At 59.8% G+C, this 26,107-nt stretch carries 21 protein-coding genes; 8 read left to right on the top strand and 13 right to left on the bottom strand.

Annotation, left to right across the window (positions count from 1 at the left end; translation table 11 throughout):
* Positions 1–4 precede the first annotated feature (4 nt).
* The 4 genes from AC1DYF_RS16955 to AC1DYF_RS16940 form a co-directional block, all read right to left on the bottom strand.
* Positions 5–2,635: a M10 family metallopeptidase C-terminal domain-containing protein gene (locus AC1DYF_RS16955; RefSeq protein WP_477877914.1), complete on the bottom strand. Its 2,631-nt coding sequence runs from the start codon at positions 2,633–2,635 to the stop codon at positions 5–7.
* 116 nt (positions 2,636–2,751) lie between these two features.
* Positions 2,752–3,474, bottom strand: coding sequence for a helix-turn-helix transcriptional regulator (locus tag AC1DYF_RS16950; RefSeq protein WP_477877913.1), 723 nt, complete (start codon positions 3,472–3,474; stop codon positions 2,752–2,754).
* 27 nt (positions 3,475–3,501) lie between these two features.
* Positions 3,502–4,794, bottom strand: coding sequence for an NAD(P)/FAD-dependent oxidoreductase (locus tag AC1DYF_RS16945; protein ID WP_477877912.1), 1,293 nt, complete (start codon positions 4,792–4,794; stop codon positions 3,502–3,504).
* A 398-nt stretch (positions 4,795–5,192) separates the two neighbouring features.
* Positions 5,193–5,690 carry a hypothetical protein gene (locus AC1DYF_RS16940; RefSeq protein ID WP_477877911.1) on the bottom strand — a complete coding sequence of 166 codons (498 nt, stop codon included), beginning with the start codon at positions 5,688–5,690 and terminating at the stop codon, positions 5,193–5,195.
* 397 nt (positions 5,691–6,087) lie between these two features.
* Here AC1DYF_RS16940 and AC1DYF_RS16935 point away from each other — a divergent pair, with 397 nt between their 5' ends.
* Positions 6,088–7,761 (top strand): caspase family protein, encoded by a 1,674-nt coding sequence (locus AC1DYF_RS16935; protein WP_477877910.1) that lies wholly within the window; start codon positions 6,088–6,090, stop codon positions 7,759–7,761.
* Between the two features lie 392 nt (positions 7,762–8,153).
* On the opposite strand, the gene AC1DYF_RS16930 is transcribed toward AC1DYF_RS16935, so the two are convergent.
* Together AC1DYF_RS16930 and AC1DYF_RS16925 are read right to left on the bottom strand one after the other, a co-directional pair.
* Complete coding sequence (locus AC1DYF_RS16930) at positions 8,154–9,527, bottom strand: aminotransferase class I/II-fold pyridoxal phosphate-dependent enzyme (RefSeq protein WP_477877909.1); 1,374 nt, start codon at positions 9,525–9,527, stop codon at positions 8,154–8,156.
* A 279-nt stretch (positions 9,528–9,806) separates the two neighbouring features.
* Positions 9,807–11,267: a L,D-transpeptidase gene (locus AC1DYF_RS16925; RefSeq protein WP_477877908.1), complete on the bottom strand. Its 1,461-nt coding sequence runs from the start codon at positions 11,265–11,267 to the stop codon at positions 9,807–9,809.
* Positions 11,268–11,434: 167 nt separating this feature from the next.
* Here AC1DYF_RS16925 and AC1DYF_RS16920 point away from each other — a divergent pair, with 167 nt between their 5' ends.
* The 3 genes from AC1DYF_RS16920 to AC1DYF_RS16910 all read left to right on the top strand — a co-directional run bounded on the left by AC1DYF_RS16920 (position 11,435) and on the right by AC1DYF_RS16910 (position 14,853).
* Positions 11,435–12,262: a DUF4432 family protein gene (locus AC1DYF_RS16920; RefSeq protein WP_477877907.1), complete on the top strand. Its 828-nt coding sequence runs from the start codon at positions 11,435–11,437 to the stop codon at positions 12,260–12,262.
* A gap of 58 nt (positions 12,263–12,320) precedes the next feature.
* Positions 12,321–12,653, top strand: coding sequence for a protein tyrosine phosphatase family protein (locus tag AC1DYF_RS16915; RefSeq protein ID WP_477877906.1), 333 nt, complete (start codon positions 12,321–12,323; stop codon positions 12,651–12,653).
* A gap of 310 nt (positions 12,654–12,963) precedes the next feature.
* Positions 12,964–14,853 (top strand): methyl-accepting chemotaxis protein, encoded by a 1,890-nt coding sequence (locus AC1DYF_RS16910; RefSeq protein ID WP_477877905.1) that lies wholly within the window; start codon positions 12,964–12,966, stop codon positions 14,851–14,853.
* Between the two features lie 137 nt (positions 14,854–14,990).
* Here the strand turns inward: AC1DYF_RS16910 and AC1DYF_RS16905 are convergent, their stop codons facing one another.
* Both AC1DYF_RS16905 and AC1DYF_RS16900 read right to left on the bottom strand, forming a co-directional pair.
* Entirely contained in the window at positions 14,991–15,443 is a 453-nt protein-coding gene (locus tag AC1DYF_RS16905; RefSeq protein WP_477877904.1) for a hypothetical protein, read from the bottom strand.
* A 9-nt stretch (positions 15,444–15,452) separates the two neighbouring features.
* Positions 15,453–15,929: a hypothetical protein gene (locus AC1DYF_RS16900; RefSeq protein ID WP_477877903.1), complete on the bottom strand. Its 477-nt coding sequence runs from the start codon at positions 15,927–15,929 to the stop codon at positions 15,453–15,455.
* Between the two features lie 187 nt (positions 15,930–16,116).
* Between AC1DYF_RS16900 and AC1DYF_RS16895 the strand changes: the two genes are divergently transcribed.
* On the top strand, positions 16,117–16,809 hold the full coding sequence (locus AC1DYF_RS16895; RefSeq protein WP_477877902.1) for a VldE C-terminal domain-containing protein: 693 nt from the start codon (positions 16,117–16,119) through the stop codon (positions 16,807–16,809).
* 42 nt (positions 16,810–16,851) lie between these two features.
* On the opposite strand, the gene AC1DYF_RS16890 is transcribed toward AC1DYF_RS16895, so the two are convergent.
* From AC1DYF_RS16890 to AC1DYF_RS16870, 5 genes are all read right to left on the bottom strand, one after another.
* Positions 16,852–17,577: a dienelactone hydrolase family protein gene (locus AC1DYF_RS16890; RefSeq protein ID WP_477877901.1), complete on the bottom strand. Its 726-nt coding sequence runs from the start codon at positions 17,575–17,577 to the stop codon at positions 16,852–16,854.
* 116 nt (positions 17,578–17,693) lie between these two features.
* A complete protein-coding gene (locus AC1DYF_RS16885) occupies positions 17,694–19,355 on the bottom strand; it encodes a thiamine pyrophosphate-binding protein (protein ID WP_477877900.1) in 1,662 nt (553 codons plus the stop codon).
* A gap of 29 nt (positions 19,356–19,384) precedes the next feature.
* Complete coding sequence (locus AC1DYF_RS16880) at positions 19,385–20,191, bottom strand: TerC family protein (protein ID WP_477877899.1); 807 nt, start codon at positions 20,189–20,191, stop codon at positions 19,385–19,387.
* 83 nt (positions 20,192–20,274) lie between these two features.
* Positions 20,275–21,204, bottom strand: coding sequence for a DMT family transporter (locus AC1DYF_RS16875; protein WP_477877898.1), 930 nt, complete (start codon positions 21,202–21,204; stop codon positions 20,275–20,277).
* Entirely contained in the window at positions 21,197–22,153 is a 957-nt protein-coding gene (locus AC1DYF_RS16870; protein ID WP_477877897.1) for an alpha/beta fold hydrolase, read from the bottom strand. The genes AC1DYF_RS16875 and AC1DYF_RS16870 overlap by 8 nt, the downstream gene beginning before the upstream one ends.
* 168 nt (positions 22,154–22,321) lie before the next feature.
* On the opposite strand from AC1DYF_RS16870, the gene AC1DYF_RS16865 reads away from it, so the two are divergent.
* The 3 genes from AC1DYF_RS16865 (at position 22,322) to AC1DYF_RS16855 (ending at position 26,107) form a co-directional block, all read left to right on the top strand.
* Positions 22,322–23,110, top strand: coding sequence for a ribonuclease T2 family protein (locus tag AC1DYF_RS16865; protein ID WP_477877896.1), 789 nt, complete (start codon positions 22,322–22,324; stop codon positions 23,108–23,110).
* A gap of 97 nt (positions 23,111–23,207) precedes the next feature.
* Positions 23,208–24,857 carry an energy-dependent translational throttle protein EttA gene (ettA, locus tag AC1DYF_RS16860; protein WP_477877895.1) on the top strand — a complete coding sequence of 550 codons (1,650 nt, stop codon included), beginning with the start codon at positions 23,208–23,210 and terminating at the stop codon, positions 24,855–24,857.
* A gap of 236 nt (positions 24,858–25,093) precedes the next feature.
* Complete coding sequence (locus tag AC1DYF_RS16855) at positions 25,094–26,107, top strand: ArsR/SmtB family transcription factor (protein WP_477877894.1); 1,014 nt, start codon at positions 25,094–25,096, stop codon at positions 26,105–26,107.

Here is a 26,107-nt window from a genome sequence, read left to right as displayed (position 1 = left end):
CCGATCAGAGAATGAAATCGTTCTTGTCGAGGTTGATCGCTCCGGTGAGCTGGATATGAATGTCGGCAAAGCCGTCCTTGTTCAGGTCGGCCTCGACCACGGTGATGCCATCCTGTTTGTCGAAGCGGATTTCGGCGTGCTTGCCGTCGAAGGCCGCCCCTTCCTTGTCGAGGAAGGTGAAGGCATCGTCCTTGGCGGTTGCGGGGTTGGTGTCKAGCGGCGAAAAGTCGAGTTTGTCCTGGCCGTGCTTGAAATCGGTGACGGAATCGAATTCGCCTGGCGTGAAACCGGTGACCAGATTGAAGACAAAATGGTCCTTGCCGCTGCCGCCCGACATCGTGTCGGTGCCGGCGCTGCCGATGACGATATCGTCGCCGTCGCCACCCTTCAGCGTGTCGTTGCCGCCCCAGCCGTTGAGTATGTTGTCGCCCTTGTCGCCGGTCAGCGTGTCGGCACCATAGCCGCCGGTGACATTCTCGAAATTCCTGATCTTGTCTTCCGCGACGCCGTTGACCTTGACCGTCACCTGCTTGGCGCCACCAAGCGTCACGCTGACGGCGCTGGAGGAAAAGTAGTTCTCGTACATGGCGGTGTCACTGCCCTTGCCGCCATCGAGTATGTCGCTGCCGCCGCCGCCCTGGATCGTGTCGTCGCCACCACCGCCAGTGGCGGTGTCGTTGAGATATTGCAGGAAGATCTGTTCGTTGCCGTTCGAGCCGACATAATCGGTCGAGCCATTCATGTCGGCGTTGAAGACAAGCGCTTCCCAGCCGGTCACCTTGGCGATCACCTTGCCGTCGAGCGTGACGTTCTGCCCATTGGTAAAGTTGATATTGTGATCCCAGGCGTTGATCGTCAGTATGTCGTCGTTGCCGGAGCCCATGTCGAACTTGCCGGCCTGACTATTGTCGATCGCCTGGCTGAAGATCGACTGCAGCAGCAGATTGTCATTGCCGGCGCCGGTCCTGACATTGTCCTTGCCGCCCATTTCGACCGTGACGGTGTCATCGCCGTCGCCGCTGTCGATCGTGTCGCCGCCGAAAGCGGAGTCGATCATGTCATTGCCGCCGCCGGTATTGATCGTGTCATTGCCGGTGGCGATGCTGCCCAGGCGGAAATTGTCGTCCTCATCGCCGCCGGTATAGTGAAACGTGCCATTGGCGTTGATGTTGTACAGGATGCTCTCGGTGTTCTTGAGCGTCACCATCTGCGTGCCATTGACGCTGATCTTCGTGGCGGCCCCGGACGTGATGACATAGTCCCAGGATTGATTGTTCTCGAACTGGACGACGACGGAATCCTTGCCGGTGCCGCCATCGACCACGTCGAGACCCGTGTCGAGCGTTTCGCTGTCATAGGTAAGGAAGATGGAATCATTTCCGGCATCACCGTTCAGCCGGTCCGCACCGAGCCCGCCGCCGATGCTGTCGTCGCCCGCGCCGCCGCTGACAGTGTCATCACCAGGCATATCCGTCTGGGTCGTGTCGTCATAATCGCCGTCGAGCGCGTCATTGCCGGCGCCGCCGGTGATCTGGTCGCCGCCGGCGCCGCCGCGGATCGTGTCATTGCCGGCACCGCCGTCCAGCTGGTCGTTGCCGCCCTGGCCGCTGATATAGTCGTTATCGTTTTCACCGAAGAACTGATCGCCGCCGGCCGCACCCACCAGCCAGTCATTGCCGTCTCCGCCATGGACATTCTTCGCGCCGGTATCGGCTTCGAAGCCTTCGACGGTGGCGCGATCGTTGCCGGCGCCGAGCGAGCCGGTGTCGTGGCCGCCGCCCATGTTCCAGGTGTCGATGCCCTTGCCGCCGGTGAACTGGTCATCGCCATTGCCGGTGTCGAACTCGCCGCCGCCGGCATCGCCGTCGACGATCACGTCATTGCCGCTGCCGGTATGGATTGCGCCGGCCAGCTCGACATTGGCGAGCGTGCCGAAGCCTGCCAGATCGAAGGTCTTGGTCTTGAAGTCGAGCTTGATCGCATCGGTGGCGGCCGAGAGGTCGAAAGCGACGGTGTCGGTGCCGCTGCCGCCGTCGATGAACTGTTGGCCCGTGCCGCCATCGAGATAGTCGTCGCCGCCCAGGCCATGCAGGGTATCATTGCCGGCGCCGAGTTCGATATCGTCGGCAAGATTGCCGCCTTCGACAAAATCGTCGCCGATATTGCCGAGGAAGAGAAGCTTTTCAAAACCCTGAACCCAGACGGTGTTGATGCCGTCGAGCGTCACCATGCTGCCGGCTTCGGTCAGCGAGAAACGGATGGGCGCCGGCGTCGGCAGCGTGGCGTCGAACCAGATGTTGATCGTGTCGGTGCCATCGTCGCCATAGGCGAAGTCGCCGGTATCGGGCGAGCGGACCGAGACATTGTCGTCGCCGCTATCGCCATGGATGATGTCGTGGCCGATCAGGCCGACATAAGTCGATGGGCTGGATGTCCAGTCATAGATCGTATCGTTGCCATCGCCGCCGGAGACATTGTCATCGCCGACACCGGCGTCGATATAGTCGTTGCCGCCCTGGCCCTTGATGATGTCATTTCCAAGATTGCCATAGATGAAATCGTTATTGCCGGAGCCGGTGATCGTGTCGCCGGCGTCATCGCTGGTATAGGTATTGCCGCTTACAATGACAGTCATGAATGCCCCCAACAATTCTGGAGCATTCTCAGTGGTTCTGTTCGCCTGTCAGTCCCCTAAACAGGGGATCATTTACGAATTTTTAATGAAAATACAGTTGCCCGGGCATGGGTTTATCATCCGGGGATGATCGCCAGTGCCATGGCCAGAGCCGCAAGCTCCGCCCTGTTACGCGCATCGAGCTTGCGCTTGGCCCGCTCGGCATGTTCGTGGACGGTCGAGCCGCTGATGCCGAGCGCCTCGCCCGCCTTGCTGTCTGAGAGGCCTTCCGCGATCAGCTTGAGGCAGTCGATCTCGCGCGGCGTCAGTCCTGCCGGCGGCACGCGAAAGCCGTCGCGCGGCACGTGGTAGCGCATCCGCTCCTGGAAGACGAGGGAGGCCGCCGTCAGGTCGGCTTTCTGCTGCCTGTCGATAAGATGTTTATAGGCCACCAGGCTGACAATCCCGTATCGGCTGCCGCTGCGGTGCAGCGGCAGAACGAAGCCATCGATCCAGCCTTCGGCAGCGATCTTGTTCAGCGCCTCGGTCCCGACGATGGACAGGGCGCGCCTGCTGCGCAACTCGGTCCAGGTGAAGCCGCCTGGTTCCTGGTCGAGGGCCGCGAGCAAAGGGTCGTGCTCAACCAGGCCCGACTGGAAATAGTAATTTCGCCAGCGCTCCGGCCACTCCATGGCGTGGAAGACGGTGCGCTTGCGATTGGCGATGTCTATCTCGCCGCTGGCGAAGGTGTCGATATGATACTGCTCGACAAAATGGCGGAAGCAATCGATCACCGCCTGCGACTGGACGCAGTTGAGCATGTCGGTGATCACCTGGGTGACGGTATATCTTGTGCTCACACTGGCCCCTTGTCAGTGGATCGTTTGCTACCCCATGCGTTTGTCGATGAAATGCTTGGCGAGTGCGCCGGTATTGTAGAATTGCGTCTTCAGGCCGCGCATCGGATCCGGTGAGACATCGGTGGTTTCGAGCGGCATTGCCGCCCGGTTGCCCATGGCCACGCCGGCCAAAGCCCGGCCAAACACGGTGCCGGGGGCGATGCCGCGACCGTTATAGCCGGTGATCGACCAGACATTGTCCTCCGGCTGATGAAAGACCGGCAGGTTCGTCTTGGTCATGTCGATCTTGCCGTCCCACCAATACTGGAAATCGAAATCGCCGATGAAGGGGAAGGCGGATTTGAGGAAACGGCGGGCGAAGGCGCGGTGCGTGCCGGTGGCGATCGCATCGAGCGCGCCGATCGAGCCGAAGATCAGCCGGCCGGCTTTGTCCTTGCGAAACGAGGTCATGACGAGGCCCGTGTCCCAGGTGCCATGACCTTCGGGCAGAATGCGGTCGATGACCGCCGAGGGGAGGGGATTGGTAGCGAACTGGAAATAATTCATGAAGGTGATTTCGTCCCGATGCGTGCTCCAGGCCATGGAGGGCATCAGGAAAGCATAGGCATTGGTGGCGACGATCACCTTTTCCGCCGTCACCTTGCCCCTGGGCGTGTCGAGTGCAAAACCCTGGCCGGTCCGCCGGCCGTCCATAACGGGAGTGCCGGTGAATACGCGAGCACCTGCGGCGATCGCCGCCCGCGCCAGCCCATGGGCATAGGCGAGCGGCTGAACCGTACCCGCGCGCCGGTCGAGCAGGGCGCCGACAAAGCTTTTCGAACCGGTCAACCGTTCGGTGTCGGCAGCAGACAGCGCTTCCACCGGAGCGCCACGCCGCTGCCATTGCTCGGCGCGCGCCCGGTTGTCCTTGATGCCGTCTCCTCCGACGGCGAGGTGCAATGTGCCGTTATGAGCGGCCTCGCAGTCGATACCGAATTTTTCAATCAGCTGATAGACGAGGGCAGGGCCGTCGCCGAGTTCGCTGAGCAGGCGATTTCCGACCGTGGCACCCAGGCTCGCCACGATGTCATCCGGCGGCAACCACATGCCGGCATTGACCAACCCGACATTGCGCCCGGAGCCGCCAAAGCCGATCGTATTCGCCTCCAACACGACGCAATCGACGCCCGCTTCGGCCAGATGCAGCGCCGCCGAGAGCCCGGTAAAGCCACCGCCGACAATCGCGACCGAGGTCGCAATCGACTGTTCGAGCGGATGCGTGGAGGGTGCGGCCGGCGCGGAATGCGTCCAGAGGTTTTTGTGACTGCTTTCGTGAGCCATATGCCTGCGACTTCGTGGAATGCGTGTTAGGCAGGCTTAGCATGGGCGGGAAAATACGGAAACAGAGCGGGTTTCATTTTCGTATCTTTGTCTGGTCGCCGGGTTCGGCAGGCCAGCGATCTGCGTGTTGAGGGGAGTTAATTCTGGCTCTATAGCTCGGGATGAGGTGACCCATGAGCCGTAGATCCGGAACGTTTTTCACGACCGTCATCGAACGATGACCAATTGTGTGATTCCTGCGCGCCTGAAGGCGGCTCTAGCGATGATGCACTCAGCGCTGGCCAGTTGGGCATGTATTGGACGTTCGTAGCTGCGTCGGTCTATGGATGACGGCGAAGACATCGCAGCGCTTTGCGCGCCGTTGCACTGATCCGCTTTCGAGACGCCATCAAAAGCGACTATTCCGCGCCCCCAAGCGGTTCGGTGACAGTCTTCGGCTCCACGATCTTTGGCCTGGATTTCTTCTCTTGGGATGACGGTGCTGGGTAGGCGCGCTTTTCGGAAGGATTTTTTCCACTGCGTCCCGGGGTGCTGACCTTGCCTGCAGTTGCCTTGACCTTAGCCCTAACCTTTTGTTGGTTTACTTGGTCGCCTTTGGTTGTCGAATCCGGTCCAGCGTGCGAACCTTCGAGCGCCTTTTTCATCAGCTTTCGCTTCTTAAAGGGATCGTTTGTGTAGGGATCGTCGGCTGCTTGGCTCTTGTGATGGCCGCCGCCGCCAAAGACGTAGATGATATCCGGCTTGCGGTCGGCAAATACAGTTAAATCGTAATTCGAGGCGGCGCCCCGATCGGTATATGACGCACTGGTGAAACGCGGCCAGGCTTGCGCATTTCCAATAGAAAAAAATAGTGTCGCCACTGATGCTCCCGCCAGCACAAATTTCGAATTGCGCAACGTCCAATCTCCCCCACAGCTCGAACATCGGTCATCAAAAGGATATTCTATCCTACTTACAGCAAGCTACAGAAACCGCCGCAAGCTCGCAAGAACAGAGGAGAGAATTTATCTGCGTACTTTTGCGCGGCAGGACAAGCCAACGCTCCCAAAGCGCGCCTTGACATATGTGGGGGTACGTAAAACAAAGTATTATCGTGATTAACTTAAGATTTCTCAAGTAATATATGCAGATGCAGGCCAAACTGAGGCTGTCGCCTCACAAGGTGCTGCATCAGGCACGTTGTTTTAGGTGATTTTCCCGCAATTGCGAGTGGCAGGCCCTTGTTGTTACAATGCGCCATGTTAGACTGCTTGTAGCGCAACTGCCTAACTATGACTGGCGCAGAAAATGTTCATGACCGTTCGTTTGCTTGCCGCGTGCCTATTCCTGTTGTTTATCGGCTTTACCTCGGCCTTCGCTTCCGAAGACAGACGCGTCGCCCTGGTCATCGGCAATTCCGCGTACAAAAATGTCGTGGCTCTGCCCAATCCGGTCAATGACGCCCGAGCCATGAGTGCTGCGCTCGGCAGGCTCGGCTTCGACGTGACGCTGTTGACCAATGTCTCGAAGGTCGACTTCGACCAGGGGCTAGCCGACTTTTCGGAGAAGGCTAGCAACGCTGATCTCGCCCTGGTCTTTTACGCCGGCCACGGGATTGAAATGGGCGGCGTCAACTACCTGATTCCGGTCGATGCCAAGCTGAAGACAGATCTTCGAGTGCCGTTCGAAACGGTATCCCTCAATAGCGTGCTTGGCGCGGTTTCGGCGGCAAAGAAGCTGAGAATGGTGCTGCTTGACGCCTGCCGCAACAATCCATTCGCGGAAAAGATGACGAGATCGCTTGGCGCCAATCGCTCGATTGGCCGGGGACTCGCAGATTTGGCGGCCGGTCCGAACGAATTGATCAGCTATTCCGCCTTGGCCGGCAAGGAGGCTTCCGACGGCGAGAGTGGACATAGTCCCTATACCGAAGCGCTCTTGGCCAATATCGAAAAGCCCGGCATCGAGGTCGGCAAGCTCTTCCGCATCGTTGCCGATGAGGTGCAAGCCAAGACAAATGGCGAGCAGGTGCCCTATGAAAGTGCGCGACTGCCTGCGACTGATATTTTCTTGCGCGACCCGGACGTCCAGCCGCAAATCGAGGGCGAGGTCGTGAATGCGACAAATGATTCGGATGCCCGCGCGGACTGGGAAATCGCTCAAAAATCTGGAAAAGTGGATGTCCTGAGAGCCTTTGTGGAAACCCACGGCGATGCAAAAATGTACCGCTTGCTGGCTGAAGAGCAGATCGCAATATTGGAAAGGGCGGACAAACCGGGTTCGTTGGTAGAAGCGCCGGTGGAAGCTGCTATCCCCGACAAGTTTGAGTCGGCGCCTGTCACCGAGTGCGATCGACTGGCAACCGTCCCGAACGACAGGCAAGCCATCAGCCGGTTACTGGGCGTCGAGTTTGCAAAAATCCAGGCAAAGAAAGCACTTCAAGAATGCAAGAAGTCGCTGGATGCATATCCAAGCGAAGCGCGTTTTCTTTTTCTCTATGGTCGCGCGTTGTACCGAAATGACAGGGCCGAGGAGGCGATGCAGTATTATAAGCGCGCCGCGGCTCTAAACTACGGCATGGCAAACAACGGAATTGCGATGTTATATCTTAAGGGCGTGGGGACGGTCAGGAGTGGACAGGAGGCTTTCAAGTGGTTTCAGAAAGCCGCATCCTTGAACGTGTCAACGTCAATGTATTCGTTAGGTTACATGTATCAAAAAGGAGAGTTTGTTGCTAAAGACGAAAGAAAAGCGGCTGAGTGGATGGTGCGTGCACTGCAACTTGGCGATACGCTTACTTTCGGAGAGCTTTTTGTTAGAAACAACAACTGGCCGACAAGTTTTCGACGAGAGATACAGAAAGAGCTGGCTCGTATAGGATCATATGACGGCCCTGTTAACGGTGTACTGGGTCCAAGCTCCAGATCGGCGGCCGAGAAAATTATGAAGGCCAAGCTCGGAGACATTGATGCAAATAAGGCAAACTGAGTTTCTGGAAAACTCTCACGAAGCATTTTGAATATTCAGGTGTTTCTACACGGGCCACGCGTGGCAAATTCTAATGTGCAAAATGCTGGCGATCATTTCGCAAGAGCGTTCGCCCCAATTGAGTGGTTTGGCACATATTCTTCGAGGTAATCTCTGGCCTCCTGGCCCCCTACAATTTCTTCGACCCGACCGAGATTTGTTTCAGCTAGATTGGGCAGACCTGCGCTTCAATTAATCCACCACACAATATGCATTATCGGCTTGCCATAATGCACAACAAGAAAAGACCCTGGTGAGGGGGCACCAGGGTCTTCAGGGGACGCCAAGTCGAGAAAAAGCCCCCACTTCTAAAATCGACCGAGAGCCAGCGGCCGATTTCGAAGTGGGGAGGCTTATTCTGCTGCCGCGGCGGGGAGTTCGATCGGCAGCAGCGGGGAGGTGGGCTCAGCGGTTTCGTCGTTGTCGTTGGCGGACAGCCATTCGACATGCAACTCGGCCATTTCGCGCGCCTTGACTGCAATCTCGACCATGGCGTCGATCTGCTCTTCGGTATGGTCGGCCATCACCTGCAGGCGCCAGCGGCAGGCATTGCGGGCGACGGCGGGGTGCTCGACCAGGTTGACGATGCCACCATATTCGACGGCGTAGCGGGTCATCAAGCGGGCGAGCAGGATGTCGCCGATCAGCATCGGTACGACTGCGCTCGGCTTGCCGAGCACTTCGAAACCGGCTTCTTCCAGGCCGGCGCGCAGCCTTAGACTGTTGTGAAGCAGCTTTGCCCTGCGCTGCGCGCCTTCCTCACCCTCGACGATATCAAGAGCGCCAAGGATTGTCGCGGCCTGGATGGGGGACATGGCATTGGTAAATGTCGAGGGGCCGCACTGACCGCGCAGGCCGAAGCGGAAGCCCTTGTTGTTGGTGGCGACGAAGCCGCCCATCGAGGCGAAGCTCTTGGAGAAAGCGCCGACCAGGATATCGACGCCGCCCAGCATGCCGAAATCTTCGAGCTTGCCGCGGCCGGTGGCGCCGAGGGCGCCAAGGTCATGGGCGCAATCGACCAGCAGCGTGGCATTGTGCTTGTGGCAGAGCGCCTGCAGCGCCGGAATATCGGGGAAATCGCTGTCCATCGAAAACAGCGTTTCGGTGACGACGAGGATGCCGCCCGTTTGGTCCTCGCGGCGGATGCGTTCCAGCCGGCTCTCGACCGCCCGGACATTGAGATGCGAATGCAGATGGACATTGTCGGTGGCGTCGCGGGCCGCTTCCTGGAGGCAGGCATGCGCCAGGATGTCGATCACAACATGGTCCGTCGATTTGACCAGCGTCTTGACGGCGCCATAGCCGGCTGCCCAGCCGATGGGGAACACCACCACGTCGTCAAAGCCGAGAAAAGCTTCGAGCCGGCGTTCGAGTTGCACCGAAAGTGCGGTGTTGCCCATCAGTGCGGCGGAGCCGGCGCTGTGCAGGCCGTATTGATCGATCGTCTGCTTGGCTGCTTCTATTAACTTTGGATGTGAGGAAAGTGAAAGGTAATCCTGGCTGGCAAAATTGTGGCCGCGGAATACAGTGCCGTCCCGATGGGCACCCTCGATGAATGCGCCGACGCGGCTCGTCGAGTATTTCTGGTAGGGATCGATGCCATATTGCACGCGCTTTTCCCACCAGTCGCCTGGCTCATCCCAACGGGCAAGTAGATTGGTCGGATAATTCTGTCTCTCGACCGCAGGTAGACTTGTCCTCAGCTGGCCAGGTATATTATCAAACATCGCGCACCTTTTACTACACACACAGATATGCTTCGATTCGTATCAAATTACTTACTCAGAGCATTTCATGTGCTGTTTTCATCCACATTGAAAAAACCGCTCTAAGCTTCTATAAAGATTAACAAACCGTTTATTGAAGTCAATTCTAGCGCGCGATGGCATGCGTCAAAATGGGATAATTTCCCTAGTCATGGTTAATAAAAAAGCCCCGCAACCGAGGTTTCGGGGCTTTTTCCTATGTATTTTTAGGGGTTTTTAGAAAGGGCTGAAAGAGTGCTCTTAATCGACGAACTCGACGGTCACGCCAGGCTTTACCATTTTGGCGAGTTCCTGGGCATCCCAGTTGGTGAGTCGAATGCAGCCATGGCTCTGGGTTTTGCCGATGCGCGAAGGATCCGGCGTGCCATGGATGCCGTAGGTCGGCTTGTCGAGTGCGATCCACACGGTGCCAACCGGGCCATTCGGCCCCGGCGGGACAGTCAGCACCTTGTTGTTCGAACCCTGCTTGAAATTGATCTTCGGATTATAAGTGTAGTCCGGGTTCAATGCGACGCGGGCCACGAGGTGGATGCCGGATGGGGAGGGCGTATCGGCGGAGCCGATCGAGGCTGGATAGGCAGCGACCAATTCGCCCATCGGACCATAGGCGAACACCTGCTTGCGGCTCTTGTCGGCGATGATCTTGGAGACCATGCCGGTGCGGTTGGCGCCCGGATTGATTACCTTCACGACGGTGCCGGGAATGGTGAAGTCCTTGCCCGGATTGAGCTCCTTGAGATAGTTCTCGTCCATGTGGAAGCGCTCGCCGAGCGCTTCGGTTACCGAAGTATAGGACATGGCCGGCAGCGTGGCCTTCTTGGAGTAGTCTTCCGGTATAGCGGCGAGATAGGGACCGGCTGCGTCGGCGGAGGTGATCGTATAGTCGGTGATCGGCAAGCCGCCATCAAGGCCGAGCCGGCTCATAATGTCTTCGGAATTGTTCGGATCGAGCTTTTCGCCGGAAATCTTCTCATAGGCGAGGATCGCCTTGGTGACGTTGGAGCCCAGTTTTCCATCGATCGCGCCGGGGGAGGCGCCTTCGCGGTCGAGGAAGACTTCTAAGGCGGTGATCTCGAACTTGGAATGCTTGCCCTTGAGCGTGATCACAGGATCGGCCGGTTTGTCGTCGATCGCCGGCTTGGCCGGCTCGAGCGCCGCCATGTCGGTATTGTCGTCATTCTGATTCTGGTCGACGGACTGGTCGTCGCCCATATTGTCGCTCTTGACGCCGTCGCCCGGCAGCGGCTGCTCGATGGAGCCGCCCTGCTGGTCGCCATCGGTTGCATCAGGCACGGAACCCGTCGCCATGCCGGCGGTGTCACTATTGTCCCTGCGATTGCGTAGCGGCCGTTCCGGAAAGTAATTGGGATCGTCCTGGCCGGCGCTGTCCGAATAGGCTTGCTGGCCGGCATAATCATCCTGCACGGCCGAGGACGGCAGTTGGCCGGCCTTGCGCCGATTGAGATAGTTCATCGCCCGCATCTCGGTCGCGACGATGTTGCCATAATGGTCGATCAGCACGCGTTCGCCGCGCTTGTTGCGCTTGACGATCACGTCGTTGGCATCCGGGATATAGTCGAGCAGGTCGCCGTCGGGGGTGACCAGCACCATGCCGCGCTCGTCAGTGGGCAAGTCCTGTGCAAAGACCGGGCTCGCGAAGAGAACCGCGATCAAGGAGAGGGCGCCAATTGTGTTTTTCATTTCCTGCTCTGTTGCGAATGTCGAATTCGGTGGATGGATACAAGCGAAGCACTTGAAATTTGACTCTAGTGTGGAATTTCGAGCGTCTCGGTGAATAAAGGATGAAAATCCCTTCGGTTCCGTGGCTTGAAAGCCACAAAGCCGATCGAGGGGCAAGGGGAGGCGCGATGCGGTTCGGCGATGAACGACTGGAAATTGAGCTGGACGAGAGCTCGGCGCTCGATGTCGGCTCGCTCAGGGTCGACGGCGTCGAGATCGCGCCGGGCGATGCGGTCCCTGATGATGGCGATCCGAGAATCCGGCATGCGGTGGCGGGTTTCCTGTTCACCTGCGGTCCCGACCATATCCGCCATCCCGAACCGCTCGGCGACGGCATCGATGGGCGCTATCCGCTGCATGGTTCGCTTTCCGGTCACCTGCCTGACGACGTCAGGGTGAGGGAGCTTTCAAACGGCAGCGAGGTGACGGCCCGCATCCGCGTCGCGCTGGCCCAGGGCGGCGAGGCCGATCTCATGCGCAGATGGCGGTTCGACAACGTGACCAGCAAGATCGGTCTCGAAGACCGGCTCGTCAATATCGGCCGCGTGCCCTTCCCGCCGATGCTGATGTATCACATGAATATCGGCGCGCATCTCTTCGACCGGCGCACCAAGCTGGTGGGCGCTTCGTTCGAGGGCGGGAAAATCGGCTGGCGATTCGGCGACGGCGACAGCGCGGTCTTCTGTGTGCCGGCCGCCGAGGAGGAAGGCAGGGCGGGAGTCCGGCTTGGCCCTATCGAGTCGATCGGCGGCCGATCGTTAAGGGTGGGATTTTCGGCAGACACGCTGCCATGCCTGCAGATGTGGCGCAATCAAGCGGGCCATTGCGATGTTCTGGGCATCGAACCGGCAAGTCATCCCTGGAAGAAGCGGGACGAACTCGATGCCATGGGCCTGATGACGCCGCTGACGCCCGGTGCAATTCGCACCTACCGGCTGAGTTTCGCCTTTCGGTGATTGACGGCGGCGGCGGGGCTGGCTACCTATTCGACGCTTTATCTATAGAGAGTGTGCGATGAACATCCGCCAGATCAATGACGAATATTCCGTCTCCCCACAGATCGCCGTCGAAGACCTCGACCAGATCAAGGCCATGGGGTTCAAGTCCATCGTCTGCAATCGGCCTGATGACGAGGATCCCGGCCAGCCTGATTTTGCGGCGATCGCGGCGCGCGCCAAGGAACTGGGCATCGAAACCGCCCATATTCCCGTCGTCGGCCAGCCCTCAGGTGATGCCGTCAAGGATATGGTTGACGCGCTGGACGAATTGCCGAAACCGATGCTGAGCTATTGCCGCTCGGGCAACCGCTCGACGATCATCTACCAGATGACGTCGCACCTGCGTTAACAATCGGTTTCTTTCAAACGACGAATTCCATCCATCGCCGGGGAAGCTTCGAACGACCGAAGCTTCCCTTTATTTTGGGCTATTTTCAATTTTTAGTAACCGCCAGCACAGGCGATTGGCGCGTTGATCGCCTCCTGATTGTTGTTTTCGCATGGAAACCGGAAAAAATACAGCTATTTGCCTATATATTGCAAAACCAGTGGCTTTGGGGAGCGCAACTTAAGTGTCTGTTAATGGCAAGTTTCTAAATTTAATTCAATCCAGCTAAGGGCTGTCAAGGGGTGGCGTTCGTGCCGAGAGGGGCAAGTCGGTGAAAATCAGCGGTAAAATCTACAGTCTTGTTGCAGTCATGTGTTTTTCCTCCGTGCTGATCGCGGCAATGGCGATATTTGCCATGGAGGGCTATGGTAACAAGCTCGAAGAATACAAGCTCGCATCGCAACGCGCCTATAATGGTGAACGGCTCAACCGCTATGTCACGGCTGTGGTGATGGAAGCGCGCGGCATTTACGGGGCGCCGTCGCTGAAGGACGCCAAGAAATTCGCCGATGGTCTCACCGAAGATCTCGCCGAGATGGATACGGTGCTGAAGGCCTGGGAGCCGCTGGTGCCGGCCGACCAGAAAGACGCTTTCGACAAGGTCGTCTCGCGCTCGCAGGAGTTCAAGGCCTTCCGTAGCGAGACTGCGCGTCTCGGCACGACGGTCAGCATTGCTGCCGCCAACGAACAGGGCAACAACGAGGCCAACCGCGCCAACCGCAAGGCCTTCCAGAAGGAAATCGACGCTGTCGTCAATGTCGACAAGAAGCGGCTCGAGACCGTCGAGAACTCGCTGCAGGAATTCGAGCAATGGATCTTCATCCTGGTCAGCGCGACAGCCGTCGTCGGCATCGCGGCGGGCGCGGGCCTGGGCTTCGCCATTGCCAGGTTCCACCTGTCGCGGCCGATCCATGGCATTACCGACACGATCCGGGCGGTGGCCGATGGGAATTTCGACATCGTCGTTCCTTTTGCCGACCGCAAGGATGAGATCGGCGACATGGCTCGTGCCGTGGGCGTGTTCAAGGAGAACGGCCTTGCCGTTCGCGAGCTCCACCAGAGGGAGGCGATCCAGCGTGCCAAGAACGATGAACTGCAGGCAATGATGTCTTCGGTCGTCGCCGCTGCTGCTTCGGGTGATTTCAGCCGCCGCATCGACAAGGATTTTGGCGACCACAACCTCAATGTCGTCGCCACCAATGTCGACCAGCTGCTGAGCACTGTCGACGCGGGCATCAGCGAGATGCGGGCTGTCATGGCCAACCTCGCTGAGGGCGTGCTGACCCGCAACATGAACGGTAGCTATCAGGGCGCCTTCGCCGAGCTGCAGGGCAATGTCAACGGCACCATGACCAGCCTGAAGCAGACGATCCGCGAAGTGCTCAACACGTCGGATTCGATCAACGGCAACATCAACGAGCTCGGCTCGTCGACCAACGACCTGTCGAAGCGCACCGAACAGCAGGCTGCGGCGCTTGAGGAAACCTCGGCGGCACTTCAGGAAATCACCACCGTCGTGCGCACCGCGACCGGCAAAGCCGAAGAGGCCGCCACCATGGTCCGGAAGGCCACGACCGATGCGGGTCAGGCCGGCCAGGTGGTTGGCAATGCGATCGACGCGATGGGCCGCATCGAAAATGCCTCGAACGAGATCAGCAAGATCATCAACGTGATCGACGAGATCGCCTTCCAGACCAACCTGCTGGCGCTCAATGCCGGCGTCGAGGCGGCGCGTGCGGGCGAGGCAGGCAAAGGCTTTGCCGTGGTGGCGCAGGAGGTGCGGGAGCTCGCTCAGCGCGCCGCCAATGCGGCCAAGGACATCAAGACGCTGATCACCCGTTCGAGCGATGAAGTGCAGACAGGCGTCCGGCTCGTGCAGGAAACAGGAAGCGCGCTGTCGGAAATTGCTGGCCGCGTCGCCTCGATCAACGACTACATCCAGGCAATTGCGGACTCGGCCAAGGAACAGGCCGTCGGCATCAACGAAATCAGCCAGGCGATCAACCAGATCGACAACGTCACGCAGCAGAACGCGGCGATGGTGGAAGAGACGTCGGCCGCCACTATGAAGCTCGCCGGCGAGGCGGACCGCCTGGTGCAGCTCATCGCTCGCTTCCAGCTGGACGAGGCAGCCGCCAAGCTGCGCCGCCGCGCGGCATAACCCGTTACCATAAGAACGAGGACGCCTACCGAGGCTGGCCCGCGCCGAAAGCGCGGGCTTTTTCCTATGTGGGGGCGTCGGCTCTATGCCCCGAGCCGCTGCACTGGCCGGCTCAGGGAAGCGCAAAGCTTAGATGATCAGTCCGGGCCATAGGGGCGCTTGAGCAGCGCCTGTGGGCCGGCCATGTGGCCTTCGGGCGGGTTCTCGCGGAAAATAAGCTCCCAATCGCCACGATAGGTGTCCATGGCAGGAGGTCCGGGAGAGCCGAGGACGGCGACGAGAGCCAGGCGTTCCTTCTCCTTCGTCGTCAGCGCTTTGTTGATGATGTTCCATACCGTGTAGCCGCCGGCGGAAAATCCGTAGAGTGCGAAAACGTCGTCGTCGGCGCGGATCTGCTTCAACGCTTCACGCATCTGGGCGCTGTTGTAGCCGGAATTTCCCGCGACGGGGATCATCTTCGGCTCGTAGCCGCGCAGGCGGGCGAAATCCATGGCGGCGGTGTCGTCGAGTGCGCCGTTGGCCCAATATTTCGACTTGCCGCCGGGCAGAGCATAGTCGCCTGCCTTGCCGCGCAATATGAACATCTTCATCGGATGGCCTCACGGGTGCTTGGTGGCGGGAGAACGGCGGGTCGGGCCGTAGGGGTTGGTCAGGAGCACCCTCGGGCCTCGCATATGGCCGTTCTTACCCTCCGGGTCCTCCCTGTAAATCAGCTCCCACGGTCCGTCGTAGATAGCCGAGTGCGGCGGAGCTCCGAGGACGACGACCAGAGCCAGGCGCTCCTTTTCCTTTTTCGTCAGCACGGACAGGATATTGGCAATCGTATAGCCGCCTGCGGAAAATCCATAGAGTGCGAAGACATCATCATCCGCCCGGATTTCCTTGAGTGTCGCGACCATCTGCTCACTGTTGACAGCTGAATAGCCTTTTACATCGATCACTTTTGCGTCATATCCCCTCAGTCGCGCGAATTCCAGCGCCGGGGGTTCGTCCAATGCGCCCTTCTGCCAATATTTGGGCTTTCCGTCGGGCGTCGGGTAATCTCCGGCTTTTCCACGCAATATCAGCATCTTCATGGGCCTGTCCTCCGCGTCCGCTAACAGGGCTTGTCTAGCGCTTTGCTAATATTATCAAATTATCGGCGAATACGAAGCAGGGCTGTTCCGTAGAGAACATATTCCATCCACCGAATGTGCATTGTTAACTTGGGGACCAGAGATGCGGCCAGCCGCCGCGGATACCGGTTCAGGAACGGAGGCAGCGATGAAACACTGGAGCGGAATGCTGATACAAAGCGATGGCAGCAAGCCTTTCGTGGTTTCTCTGATGAAAACTCTGGCAGACGAATTTCCCTACATCATTTTCAAGATGGGCGGATTTGTCGACCGCGATATCCGCGGCAAGCCGGGGGTGAAGTCGATGCATGCCAGCGGCCGCGCCATCGACATCTATCTCGACGTCAGAAACCCGCCGGAAAAGACGCTTGGCAAGCTTCTTTACGCTATGTTCAAGGACCCGGGCCAGTCGCCCAGCACGGGTCATGTCATTTATGACGGGACGATCTGGAGCGCCGATGGCGGCGGGATTGAAAAAACCACGAGCGCCGCCGGGGTGCGGGATCTTCATGACGATCACGTCCACGTCGATTTTGTCGAGGCCGGCATCACCGGCACGGCTGATTCGCTGCTCTCGCCGCTCCGCTTCGTCGGCCGCCAGATGCAGATGCAGCGCTATAAGGAATGGATGGAAGGATATCACGGGCCGGCCTTCAACCCGACCTCCAACAACAAGCATTTGAGCGATATCGAACGGCAGGCGATCTACGACCTCAACAAGAAAACGGTGTCAATGTCGCTTGCGCCCGCCTATCTGAAGGCGAGGGACCAGGCGGTCAAATGGCTCGCCGCTGGCAAGATACCGGATCCAGGCGGCGTCCTCGAGGAAGAGGATTCGTAATCCACTGAGGCGCCCTTCTGGAGCCGGGTTCCGGGTCGGCGGTCAGGGCCGTTCGGTAACTTCGGTCATGAAGGCAGCGATCGAGGTTCTGGCACGACGCGCCGAAAGCGGCGAATAGACCAGGCGGGCGTTCGGATCGGTGCCGACATCCGGATTGTCGAAGGCGTGATGCGTCTGGCTGTAGAGTTCCAAGCGGACATCGTTGCCGGCCTGATCCATTTCCGCGATGACCGCATCGATCACCTCCATCGGCGAGACCTGGTCCTGTGTGCCCAGCAGAATCAGCACCGGTGCGGCGATCTTTGTTCCCATGCCGGCCGCTGCCGTCTTCAACAAGGCGGAGCAGACAATGATCCCGGCAATATCGGCGCCGCTACGACCATAGTCCAGGGCAACCATGCCGCCGGCGCTATAGCCGAGGCAGACGATCGGCATGCCCTGGGGAAGCGCCTGCCTCAGATTCTCGACGCATGCCCCCAAAGCGGCGACGCCCTGGTCGCGATGGTCGATCAACCGCTTCACCATCGGCCCGACCTGATCGGGATTGTCCGGGCTGAAACCATCGCCATAGAGATCGGCAATGACGACATGGCAGCCCAGTGCGATAAGATGGTCCGCATGGTCGCGGGCGAGCGGGCTTTGGCCGCGCCAATCCGGCAGCAGCACCACGCCTGCCTTTGTCTGTCCATCGACGGGCTTGATCAGCAGACCGCGGTAAAGCTGATTGTTGGCGGAATATTCAAACTTGGTCTCGGATGTCGCCTGCATGCGGTAATCTCCAACGAAACGAGCGTGACCGGTATTATTTATGAAGCGCTGTCGCCAACGCAACCGCACGATCGACATCGTAGATGCCGAATTGCCATCCGGCAGGTGCCTGCCGCCTATCGCTTGCCGGTGCCCTTGATCTGGCTCAGCGTGCGGCTCGGCGTGATCGCCTCAGCATCGAGTTTGATCTCGATGATCGCGGGCCTGCCGCTTCCCCGGGCGCGCAAAAACGCGTCGGCGAAAGCTGCGGTGTTCTCCACCGTTTCGCCATGACCGCCGAACGCCTGGGCGTAAGCGGCGAAATCCGGATTTGTGAGGCCAGTGCCGCTGATACGGTCCGGATAGTCACGTTCCTGGTGCATGCGGATCGTGCCGTAAATGCCGTTGTTGATGACGAGGACGATGATCGGCAGGTTATAACGGACCGCGGTGGCGAATTCCTGGCCGTGCATCAGGAAGCAGCCATCGCCAGCAAAGCAGACCACTTCGCGCTCCGGAAACATCGCCTTGGCCGCCACGGCCGCGGGTAGGCCGTAGCCCATCGAGCCCGAAGCGGGTGCGGCCTGGGTGGCGAAGGTGCGGAAGCGGTGGAAGCGGTGCAACCAGGTGGCGTAATTGCCGGCGCCGTTGGTCATGATCGCGTCGGTCGGCAGGTTTTCCTCGAGCCAGGCCATGATCGGCCCCATGGCGACATCGCCCGGACCGGTCGCCGGCGGCGTCGACCATTTGAGATAGGCTTCGTGGAGGGCCTCGGTGCGTTCCTTCCAATCGGGTTCGCTCGCAGGCGAAAGGTTGGCGAGGGCGGCGACAAAACTTGTGGGATCGGCATTGATCGCCAGATCCGGGCGATAGACGCGGCCGAGCTCGGAACTATCGGGATGGATATGCACCAGCGCCTGTCTGGGATAGGGCACGTCGATCAGCGTGTAGCCGGAGGAGGGCATTTCCGACAGCCGGCCGCCGAGCAGGACCAGGAGATCGGCATTTTTGACTTCCTCGGCCAGCGCCGGATTGATGCCGATGCCGACATCGCCGGCATAGTTCGGATGCAGGTGGTCGAACAGCATCTGCCGGCGGAAGGAGACTGTGACCGGCAATGACCAGCGCTCGGCGAAGGCAGTGAAGTCGCGCACCGCGGTCTCCGTCCAGCGGGTGCCGCCGAGGATGACCAACGGCCGTTCCGCCTGGGCGAGCAGGCGACCGAGCCCGGCAATCTGCTTTGGCCCCGGATGGGTGTCAACCGGCATATAGGGCATTGGTTCGGGCGCGTCGACCAGGTCCCGGAGCATGTCTTCGGGCAGCGCCAGCACGACCGGGCCGGGACGGCCGGATGTGGCGACAGCGAAGGCGCGGGTGACGAATTCCGGAATCCGGGCGGCATCGTCGATATCGGCCACCCATTTGGCGAATTCGGTGAAGGCGCGGCGGAACTCGACCTCCTGGAAGGCTTCGCGCTCGCGCGCATCGCGTTGCACCTGGCCGATGAACAGGATCATCGGCACCGAATCCTGCCTGGCGATATGCAGTCCGGCCGAGGCATTGGTGGCGCCGGGGCCGCGCGTGACGAAGCAGACGCCGGGCTGGCCGGATAGCCGGCCCCAGCAATCGGCCATCATCGCCGCGCCGCCTTCCTGCCGGCAGACCATGACCTCGATGTCCGTGTCATAAAACGCATCGAGCACGGCGAGAAAGCTCTCGCCGGGCACGCAGGAGACGCGGTTGACGCCATTGGCGACGAGGGCATCGACGATCAGCTGCCCGCCGGTTCTTTTCGACATTCGGCTCACTCTCTCCTTGGCGGAACGGCTCAGTGCTCGTCCCGCGACTGCTCCTCCAGAATCCGTTTTTGATAGCGGCTCTGGATGATTTCGACAATCAGCAAGGTGGCCAGCACGAAATAGAAGGTCGATTTCGCCATCGGCTCGACCGGGAAGCCGAAGAAGGAGAGTTCGGCAAGATGGCCGCCTTCCGACAGCAGCATATAGCCGACCAGCAGCAGCACGAAGAGGCCGAGCACTTCGTACATGCGGTTCCGCTTGAGGAAATTGGCCACATGGTCGGCGAGGATGACCATCAGCGCACCGGATACGATGATCGCCGCACTCATGACGATGAAATTCTTCGTCAATGCCACCGCGGAAAGCACTGTATCGAAAGAGAAAACCACGTTCATGATGAGAATCCAGATGAGCGCGGCGGCCACCGTGCGGCGCGGTGCCGTATCGATTCCATGTTCGAGGTCGTGCCTGCCGATCATGTGCCAGATTTCCTTGATCGCGGTGTAGATCAGGAAGATGCCGCCGAACAGCACGATCAGCGAATGGCCGGTGATCGAGGCGCCGAAGATCACCGAATGCACCTGCCAGATTGGCGTCTGGAAGGCGGCGATCAGCTGCAACACGACGAAGAGCAGCAGGATGCGCAGGCCGATGGCGAGCAGGATGCCGGTGCGCCGCACCGAGGATTCCTTTGCCGGATCGACCTTTTTCGATTCCAGCGAAATGTAGAGCAGGTTGTCGAAACCAAGCACGGTTTCCAGCGCTGTCAGGATGAGGAAGGTGATGAGGCTGTCGATGGTGAAAAGGTTGTCTAGGGTGAAGATGCCGGAAAGCATGGTCAGACCTGTCGCTGATGGAGATAGCTGCAGATAGCGTCAGAATGTCGCAGCTGGCAAGCGGCCAGCCGGCAAAATCCGGATTATGCCGCGCTGTTCTCCGCTTCCGGCCTGTCTTCGCGCCAGATGATGAACAGGCCGGAGCCGATGATGATGACGATGCCCGCCCATTTCAGCGCATCTGGGAAGTCGCCGAAGACGAAATAGGCGACGATGCAGGCGGTGACGATTTCCAGATATTGCAGCGGCGCCAGCACGGAGGCGGCCATGGCGCGGTAGGCATAGACCGATAGGATGCCGGATATCGTCGCCGCAAGGCCGACGCCGGCAAGGAAAAGCACGGTCGACAGGTCCGGCAAGACCGGATCGTAGACGGGAATTTCGGCATGATGCCCGATCGCCAGCAGCAGGCTCGCGGCGAGCAGACCCCAGACGCTCGACTGGAACTGCATCGACGACGGCTCCTCCGTGCGCGCCGAAATCCGCGTCAGCAACAGGAAGGAGGCGACGGTGAAGGCCGTCGCCATCGGCAGCAGCGACACCCAGCCGAACTGGCTGAATGAGGGCTGGATCACCATCAGCGATCCACCGAAGCCGGTGGCGCAGGCGATGATCTTGTTGCGGCTGATATGCTCCTTGAGGAGGATGCCGCTCATCAGCGTCAGGATTGCAGGTTCGACGAAGAAGATGGCGATGGCATCGGCGACCGGCATGGTCCTCAGCGCATAGGTATAGGCGGTCATGCCGGCGAGGATGAGGAAGCCGCGCAGGAAATGCAGGCTGCCCTGGAAAAGCGAGCGGCTGAACAGCCGGCCGCGCATCAGCGCGAAAGGCAGCATGAAAAGGGCCTGAAAGAGGAAGCGTGCGAAACAGACCTCGCCGGCCGGCACGCTGCCAACGGCGAGCTTGGAGAAGACATCGATCAATGGCGCCGTCAGCACCGAGGCGCACATCAGCGTGACGCCGGTGCTTGGCAGCAGGCGAGGACGGGAAATGAGAGTCGAGTCAGCCATTTGCCTCATTCTGTGAAACTTTCATGACAACGCCGTCGGCCCAGGCTGCGAAGGCTTTCATCGCCTCTTCGCGGCCGATCTCGTTGAGCGTTTCATGACGCATGTCTTCGTAAATCGTCAGGTTCGTCGCATTCATGCCAAGCGACGTCAACTGCCTCGCGAGTTTTCGCATCGTCTCGCCACCCTTTGTCACCGGATCCTTGCCGCCGCCGACGAGATGTACTGGCAAGGTCTTCGGCAATCGGCGCAGCGCGGCCACATGACCGGCTTCTCCCGCCAGTTGCAAGACGTCGAGCCACATGGAGACCGACGGCCGGCTGCCGCAGAGCGGATCCTCGACATAGGCCTTCACTTGGCGAGCGTCACGCGACAGCCAGTCGAAATCCGAGCGCGCCTCGGGAAGCGATTTCGCCCAGGTATCGAAGGTCAAGCGCATACCGTAGAAACTGGGGACATCCGAGCCCTTGAGGAAGCGTTCGGTCTTGAGCAGCAGCACCAGGGCCTTTCCGGCCATGCCCGGATTGGCATTCGTGTTCCAGACGGCAAGCCCCTGAAAGCTGGCGGGTTGCGCTTCAGCCGCAGCCAGCGCGACATTGCCGCCAAAGGAGTGGCCGAACAGGATGATCGGCAAGCCTGGATGCCGGCTGGCGGCAAAGTCGCGGACGGCGAGCAGGTCCTCGACGACGCGCCTTGCGCCATCTTTTCGCGCGAAGCGTCCAGGCTCGGCGTCAAGAGCCGTGCTCTTGCCATGGCCGCGATGGTCGTGGGCATAGACGTGATAGCCGCGCCCTGCAAGAAATCCGGCAAATGCGCGGTAGCGTCCGGAATGTTCCACAAGGCCATGCGAAATCAGCACGGTCGCCTTGCCGTTTGTCTCTGCCTCCTGGTGCCGGAGGCATAGTTTTGCCCCGCTCGGGCTCGCGAATTCAATCGGCGTCTCGTAGGTCATGGCTGTCCCGATATTGCGCCCCGATGGCGATTAGTGATGAACGAGAAAAGACGGAACATAAAGTGGCAAATTGCTTGATGAATCTTTAAACGCAATAAGATTCAGGGTTGCAATTTTCCTGAATTGTGCTTCTTATATTCATGTTTTGTTCTTTATGAGGAGTTATCCATGCAACGGATGATAAATGGAGCGCTTCGGCTGCTCCCATTGCTTTGCTGTGCCGTTTTCCTGGCCTTCCCGGCACTGCTCTCTGCGGCGGAGATGCCCGACAGTCCGGCCGATGACGACAATTCGCCCGCCACCGCGGCGACGGGAAAGACCGTCATGATACTTGGGTTGGGCTGGCAGCCGGCTTTCTGTGAGGGGAAATCCAACATGGCCGAATGCCGTGACCAGTCGGCCAGCGATCTTGCGGCGCGCCAATTCTCGCTGAACGGTCTTTGGCGCATGCGGCAGACATATTGCGGCGTGCCGGATGCCCTCAAGGATCAGGACAAGCAGCACAAGTGGCTCGCCATGCCGGCCTTGGCGCTCGATGAGGGTCTCAAGGTGGAGCTCACCAAGGCCATGCCGGGCATGGTGTCGGGGCTCGAGCGCCATGAATGGGTCAAGCACGGGACCTGTTCCGGCGATGTCGCGGCGCGCTATTACGAGCGCTCGCTGAAAATGCTGGCGGCCGTCAACCAGTCCGCTGTCGGCCAACTGTTCGGCGACAATATCGGCAAGACACTCAGGCAGGCCGAGATCAAGGCTGCTTTCGAGACCGCCTTCGGGGCGGGCGCCGGCGACAAGATCAAGATGCGCTGCCGCAAGGACGGCGACCGCGAGATCATTACCGGCATCACCATCGGGCTCGGAAGCACCGAGGGCGATGATCTCAAAGCGCTGATCGCCACGGCGGGGACAACCAAGTTCGGCTGCGTGGAGGGGATTGTCGACTCTGTCGGGCAGCAATGAACGCGCCTGTTGGATTCGGCCGATTGAACATTGCCCGTCAATCCGAATTGCCCTACATAGCCGACAACTTCCAAGGATCGTTCATCGAGGTTTCGGCATGGCGCGCCAATTCATCTACCATATGTCCGGGCTCACCAAGGCCTACGGCACCAAGAAAGTGCTGGAGAATATCCACCTTTCTTTCTATCCCGATGCCAAGATCGGCATTCTCGGCCCCAACGGCGCCGGTAAGTCGACCGTGCTGCGGATCATGGCCGGCATGGACAAGGAATGGACGGGCGAGGCCTGGGTCGCCGAGGGCGCCACGGTCGGCTATCTGGCGCAGGAGCCGCAACTCGACGAGTCGCTCAGCGTGCTCGGCAATGTCATGGAGGGGGTCGCCTCGAAGAAGGCGATCCTCGACCGCTACAACGAATTGATGATGAACTATTCCGACGAGACGGCGGACGAGGGGGCAAAACTCCAGGACATCATCGACAGCCAGAACCTCTGGGACCTGGATTCGCAGGTCGAGATGGCGATGGAAGCGCTGCGTTGCCCGCCGGGCGACGCCACGATCGACAATCTCTCCGGCGGTGAGAAGCGCCGCGTGGCGCTCTGCCAATTGCTGCTGCGCCAGCCCAGTCTGCTGTTGCTTGACGAACCGACCAACCATCTCGACGCTGAAACCATCGCCTGGCTGGAAAAGCATCTGCGCGAATATCCGGGCGCCGTGCTGATGGTCACCCACGACCGCTACTTCCTCGACAATGTCACCGGCTGGATTCTCGAGCTCGACCGCGGCCGTGGCATTCCCTACGAAGGCAATTATTCGGCCTATCTCGGCGCCAAGTCCAAGCGCATGGAGCAGGAAGGCCGCGAGGAGGCGACCCGCCAGAAGGCGCTGTCGCGTGAACAGGAATGGATCTCGGCTAGCCCCAAAGCCCGGCAAGCCAAGTCCAAGGCGCGTATCCGCGCCTATGACGAACTGGTCCAGGCAGCCGCCGATCGCCGGCCCGGCGACGCGCAGATCATCATTCCGGTCGGCGAGCGGTTGGGCAATGTGGTGATCGAGTTCGAAAACCTGTCCAAGGCTTATGGCGACCAGGTTCTGATCGACAACCTGTCGTTCAACCTGCCGCCGGGCGGCATTGTCGGCGTCATCGGCCCGAATGGCGCCGGCAAGACGACGCTCTTCCGTATGATCACCGGCCAGGAGGCGCCCGACAATGGCGAAATCCGCATCGGCGATTCCGTCGACCTCGCCTATGTCGACCAGAGCCGTGACGCGCTCAACGGCAACAAGACGGTATGGGAAGAGATTTCCGGCGGCAACGACATCATCAAGCTGGGCAAGTATGAGATGAATTCGCGCGCCTATTGCGGCGCGTTCAATTTCAAGGGCGGCGATCAGCAGCAGAAGGTCGGCACGCTCTCGGGCGGCCAACGCAACCGCGTCCACCTCGCCAAGATGCTGAAATCCGGCGGCAATGTCGTGCTGCTCGACGAACCGACCAACGACCTCGACACCGAGACGCTGGCGGCACTGGAAGACGCGCTGGAAAATTTCGCCGGCTGCGCGGTCATCATCAGCCACGATCGCATGTTCCTCGACCGGCTGGCCACGCATATCCTCGCCTTCGAGGGCGACAGCCATGTCGAATGGTTCGAGGGCAATTTCGAGGATTACGAGAAGGACAAGATCCGCCGCCTCGGCCCCGATTCCGTCAATCCGAAGCGCGTGACCTATAAACGGCTGACCCGCTAGGTCGCGTCTAATCAGCCTGTCGCTGGAAGGCTGACCTCAGTGTGTGGCGGCTTTCTCGCCGCCGTCGCTCGGCCGCGGATAGAATGCTCCGAAAGATCGAAAATTCAATATTTTGAGGGCCGGCATGCAGATGCCGGCCCTCGTCGTCTGATGTTTTCGAAACGGCATCGGATTTTCTGCTTGCGCCATACACCTTAATCATATAAAGATATCTTTATATCTTGATTGGGTGGCAAATGGTGTCGGTACAAGGCTTTTCGCTCAATGCATTGGTGGATATCCTCAAGGCTTCGGCTGAGCCGACGCGCCTGCGCATCCTGCTCCTGCTGTCCTCTGGCGACCTTACCGTAACCGATCTCACTGAAATCCTCGGCCAGTCGCAGCCGCGCATCTCGCGGCATCTGAAACTCCTGTCGGAGGCGCGGCTGATCGAGCGCTATCAGGAAGGCGCCTGGGCCTGGTTCAGGCTGCGGCGCGACGGCGACCAGTCGAGCCTCGTCCGCAGGATCATCGAGGGCGCGTCAGCGGCCGATACGGTGATCGCGCGTGACCACGCTCGGCTCGTCCAGGTCAGACTGGCGCGGGCCGAAAAAGCGCAGGCCTATTTCAGCGAGAATGCCGGCGGGTGGGACGAATTGCGTCGGCTGCATATCAGCGAGGCGAAGGTCGAGGCTGCGTTGCGCGGCATGGTTGGCGATCGGCCGGTCAATGATTTCCTCGATCTCGGCACCGGCACCGGCCGCCTGCTGCAACTGTTCGAAGGCCTCTATCGCCACGGAACCGGTGTCGATGCCAGCCGCGAAATGCTGTCGGTGGCGCGCGCCAATCTGGAAAAGTCGGGCATTTCCAAAGCTTCGGTGCGGCTCGGCGACATTTTCAACCTGCCGCTCGAAGGCGGCCGCTATGATCTCGTCAGCATCCATCAGGTGCTGCACTACCTCGAAAACCCGGAAATCGCCATCGTCGAGGCGGTGCGCATGCTGCGCCCCGGCGGCCGGTTGCTGATCGTCGATTTCGCCCCGCATGGGCTCGATAACCTGCGCAGCGAACATCACCATGCACGCCTCGGCTTCTCGCACCAGCAGATGACGGATTGGCTGAACAAGGCTGGACTCGAAATCGTCGAGGTCAAGGATCTGAAGCCCGAGAGCGATCGCGAGGCACTGACTGTGACAATCTGGCTGGCGCGCGATCGCCGGCTGGAAATTGCTGACGATGTTCCCGCCCAGGCGGCAATCCGGAGGGTCTGA

The sequence above is a fragment of the Rhizobium sp. P2_G9 genome, assembly GCF_056403475.1.
This window is presented reverse-complemented; position numbering and strand designations above follow the sequence as displayed.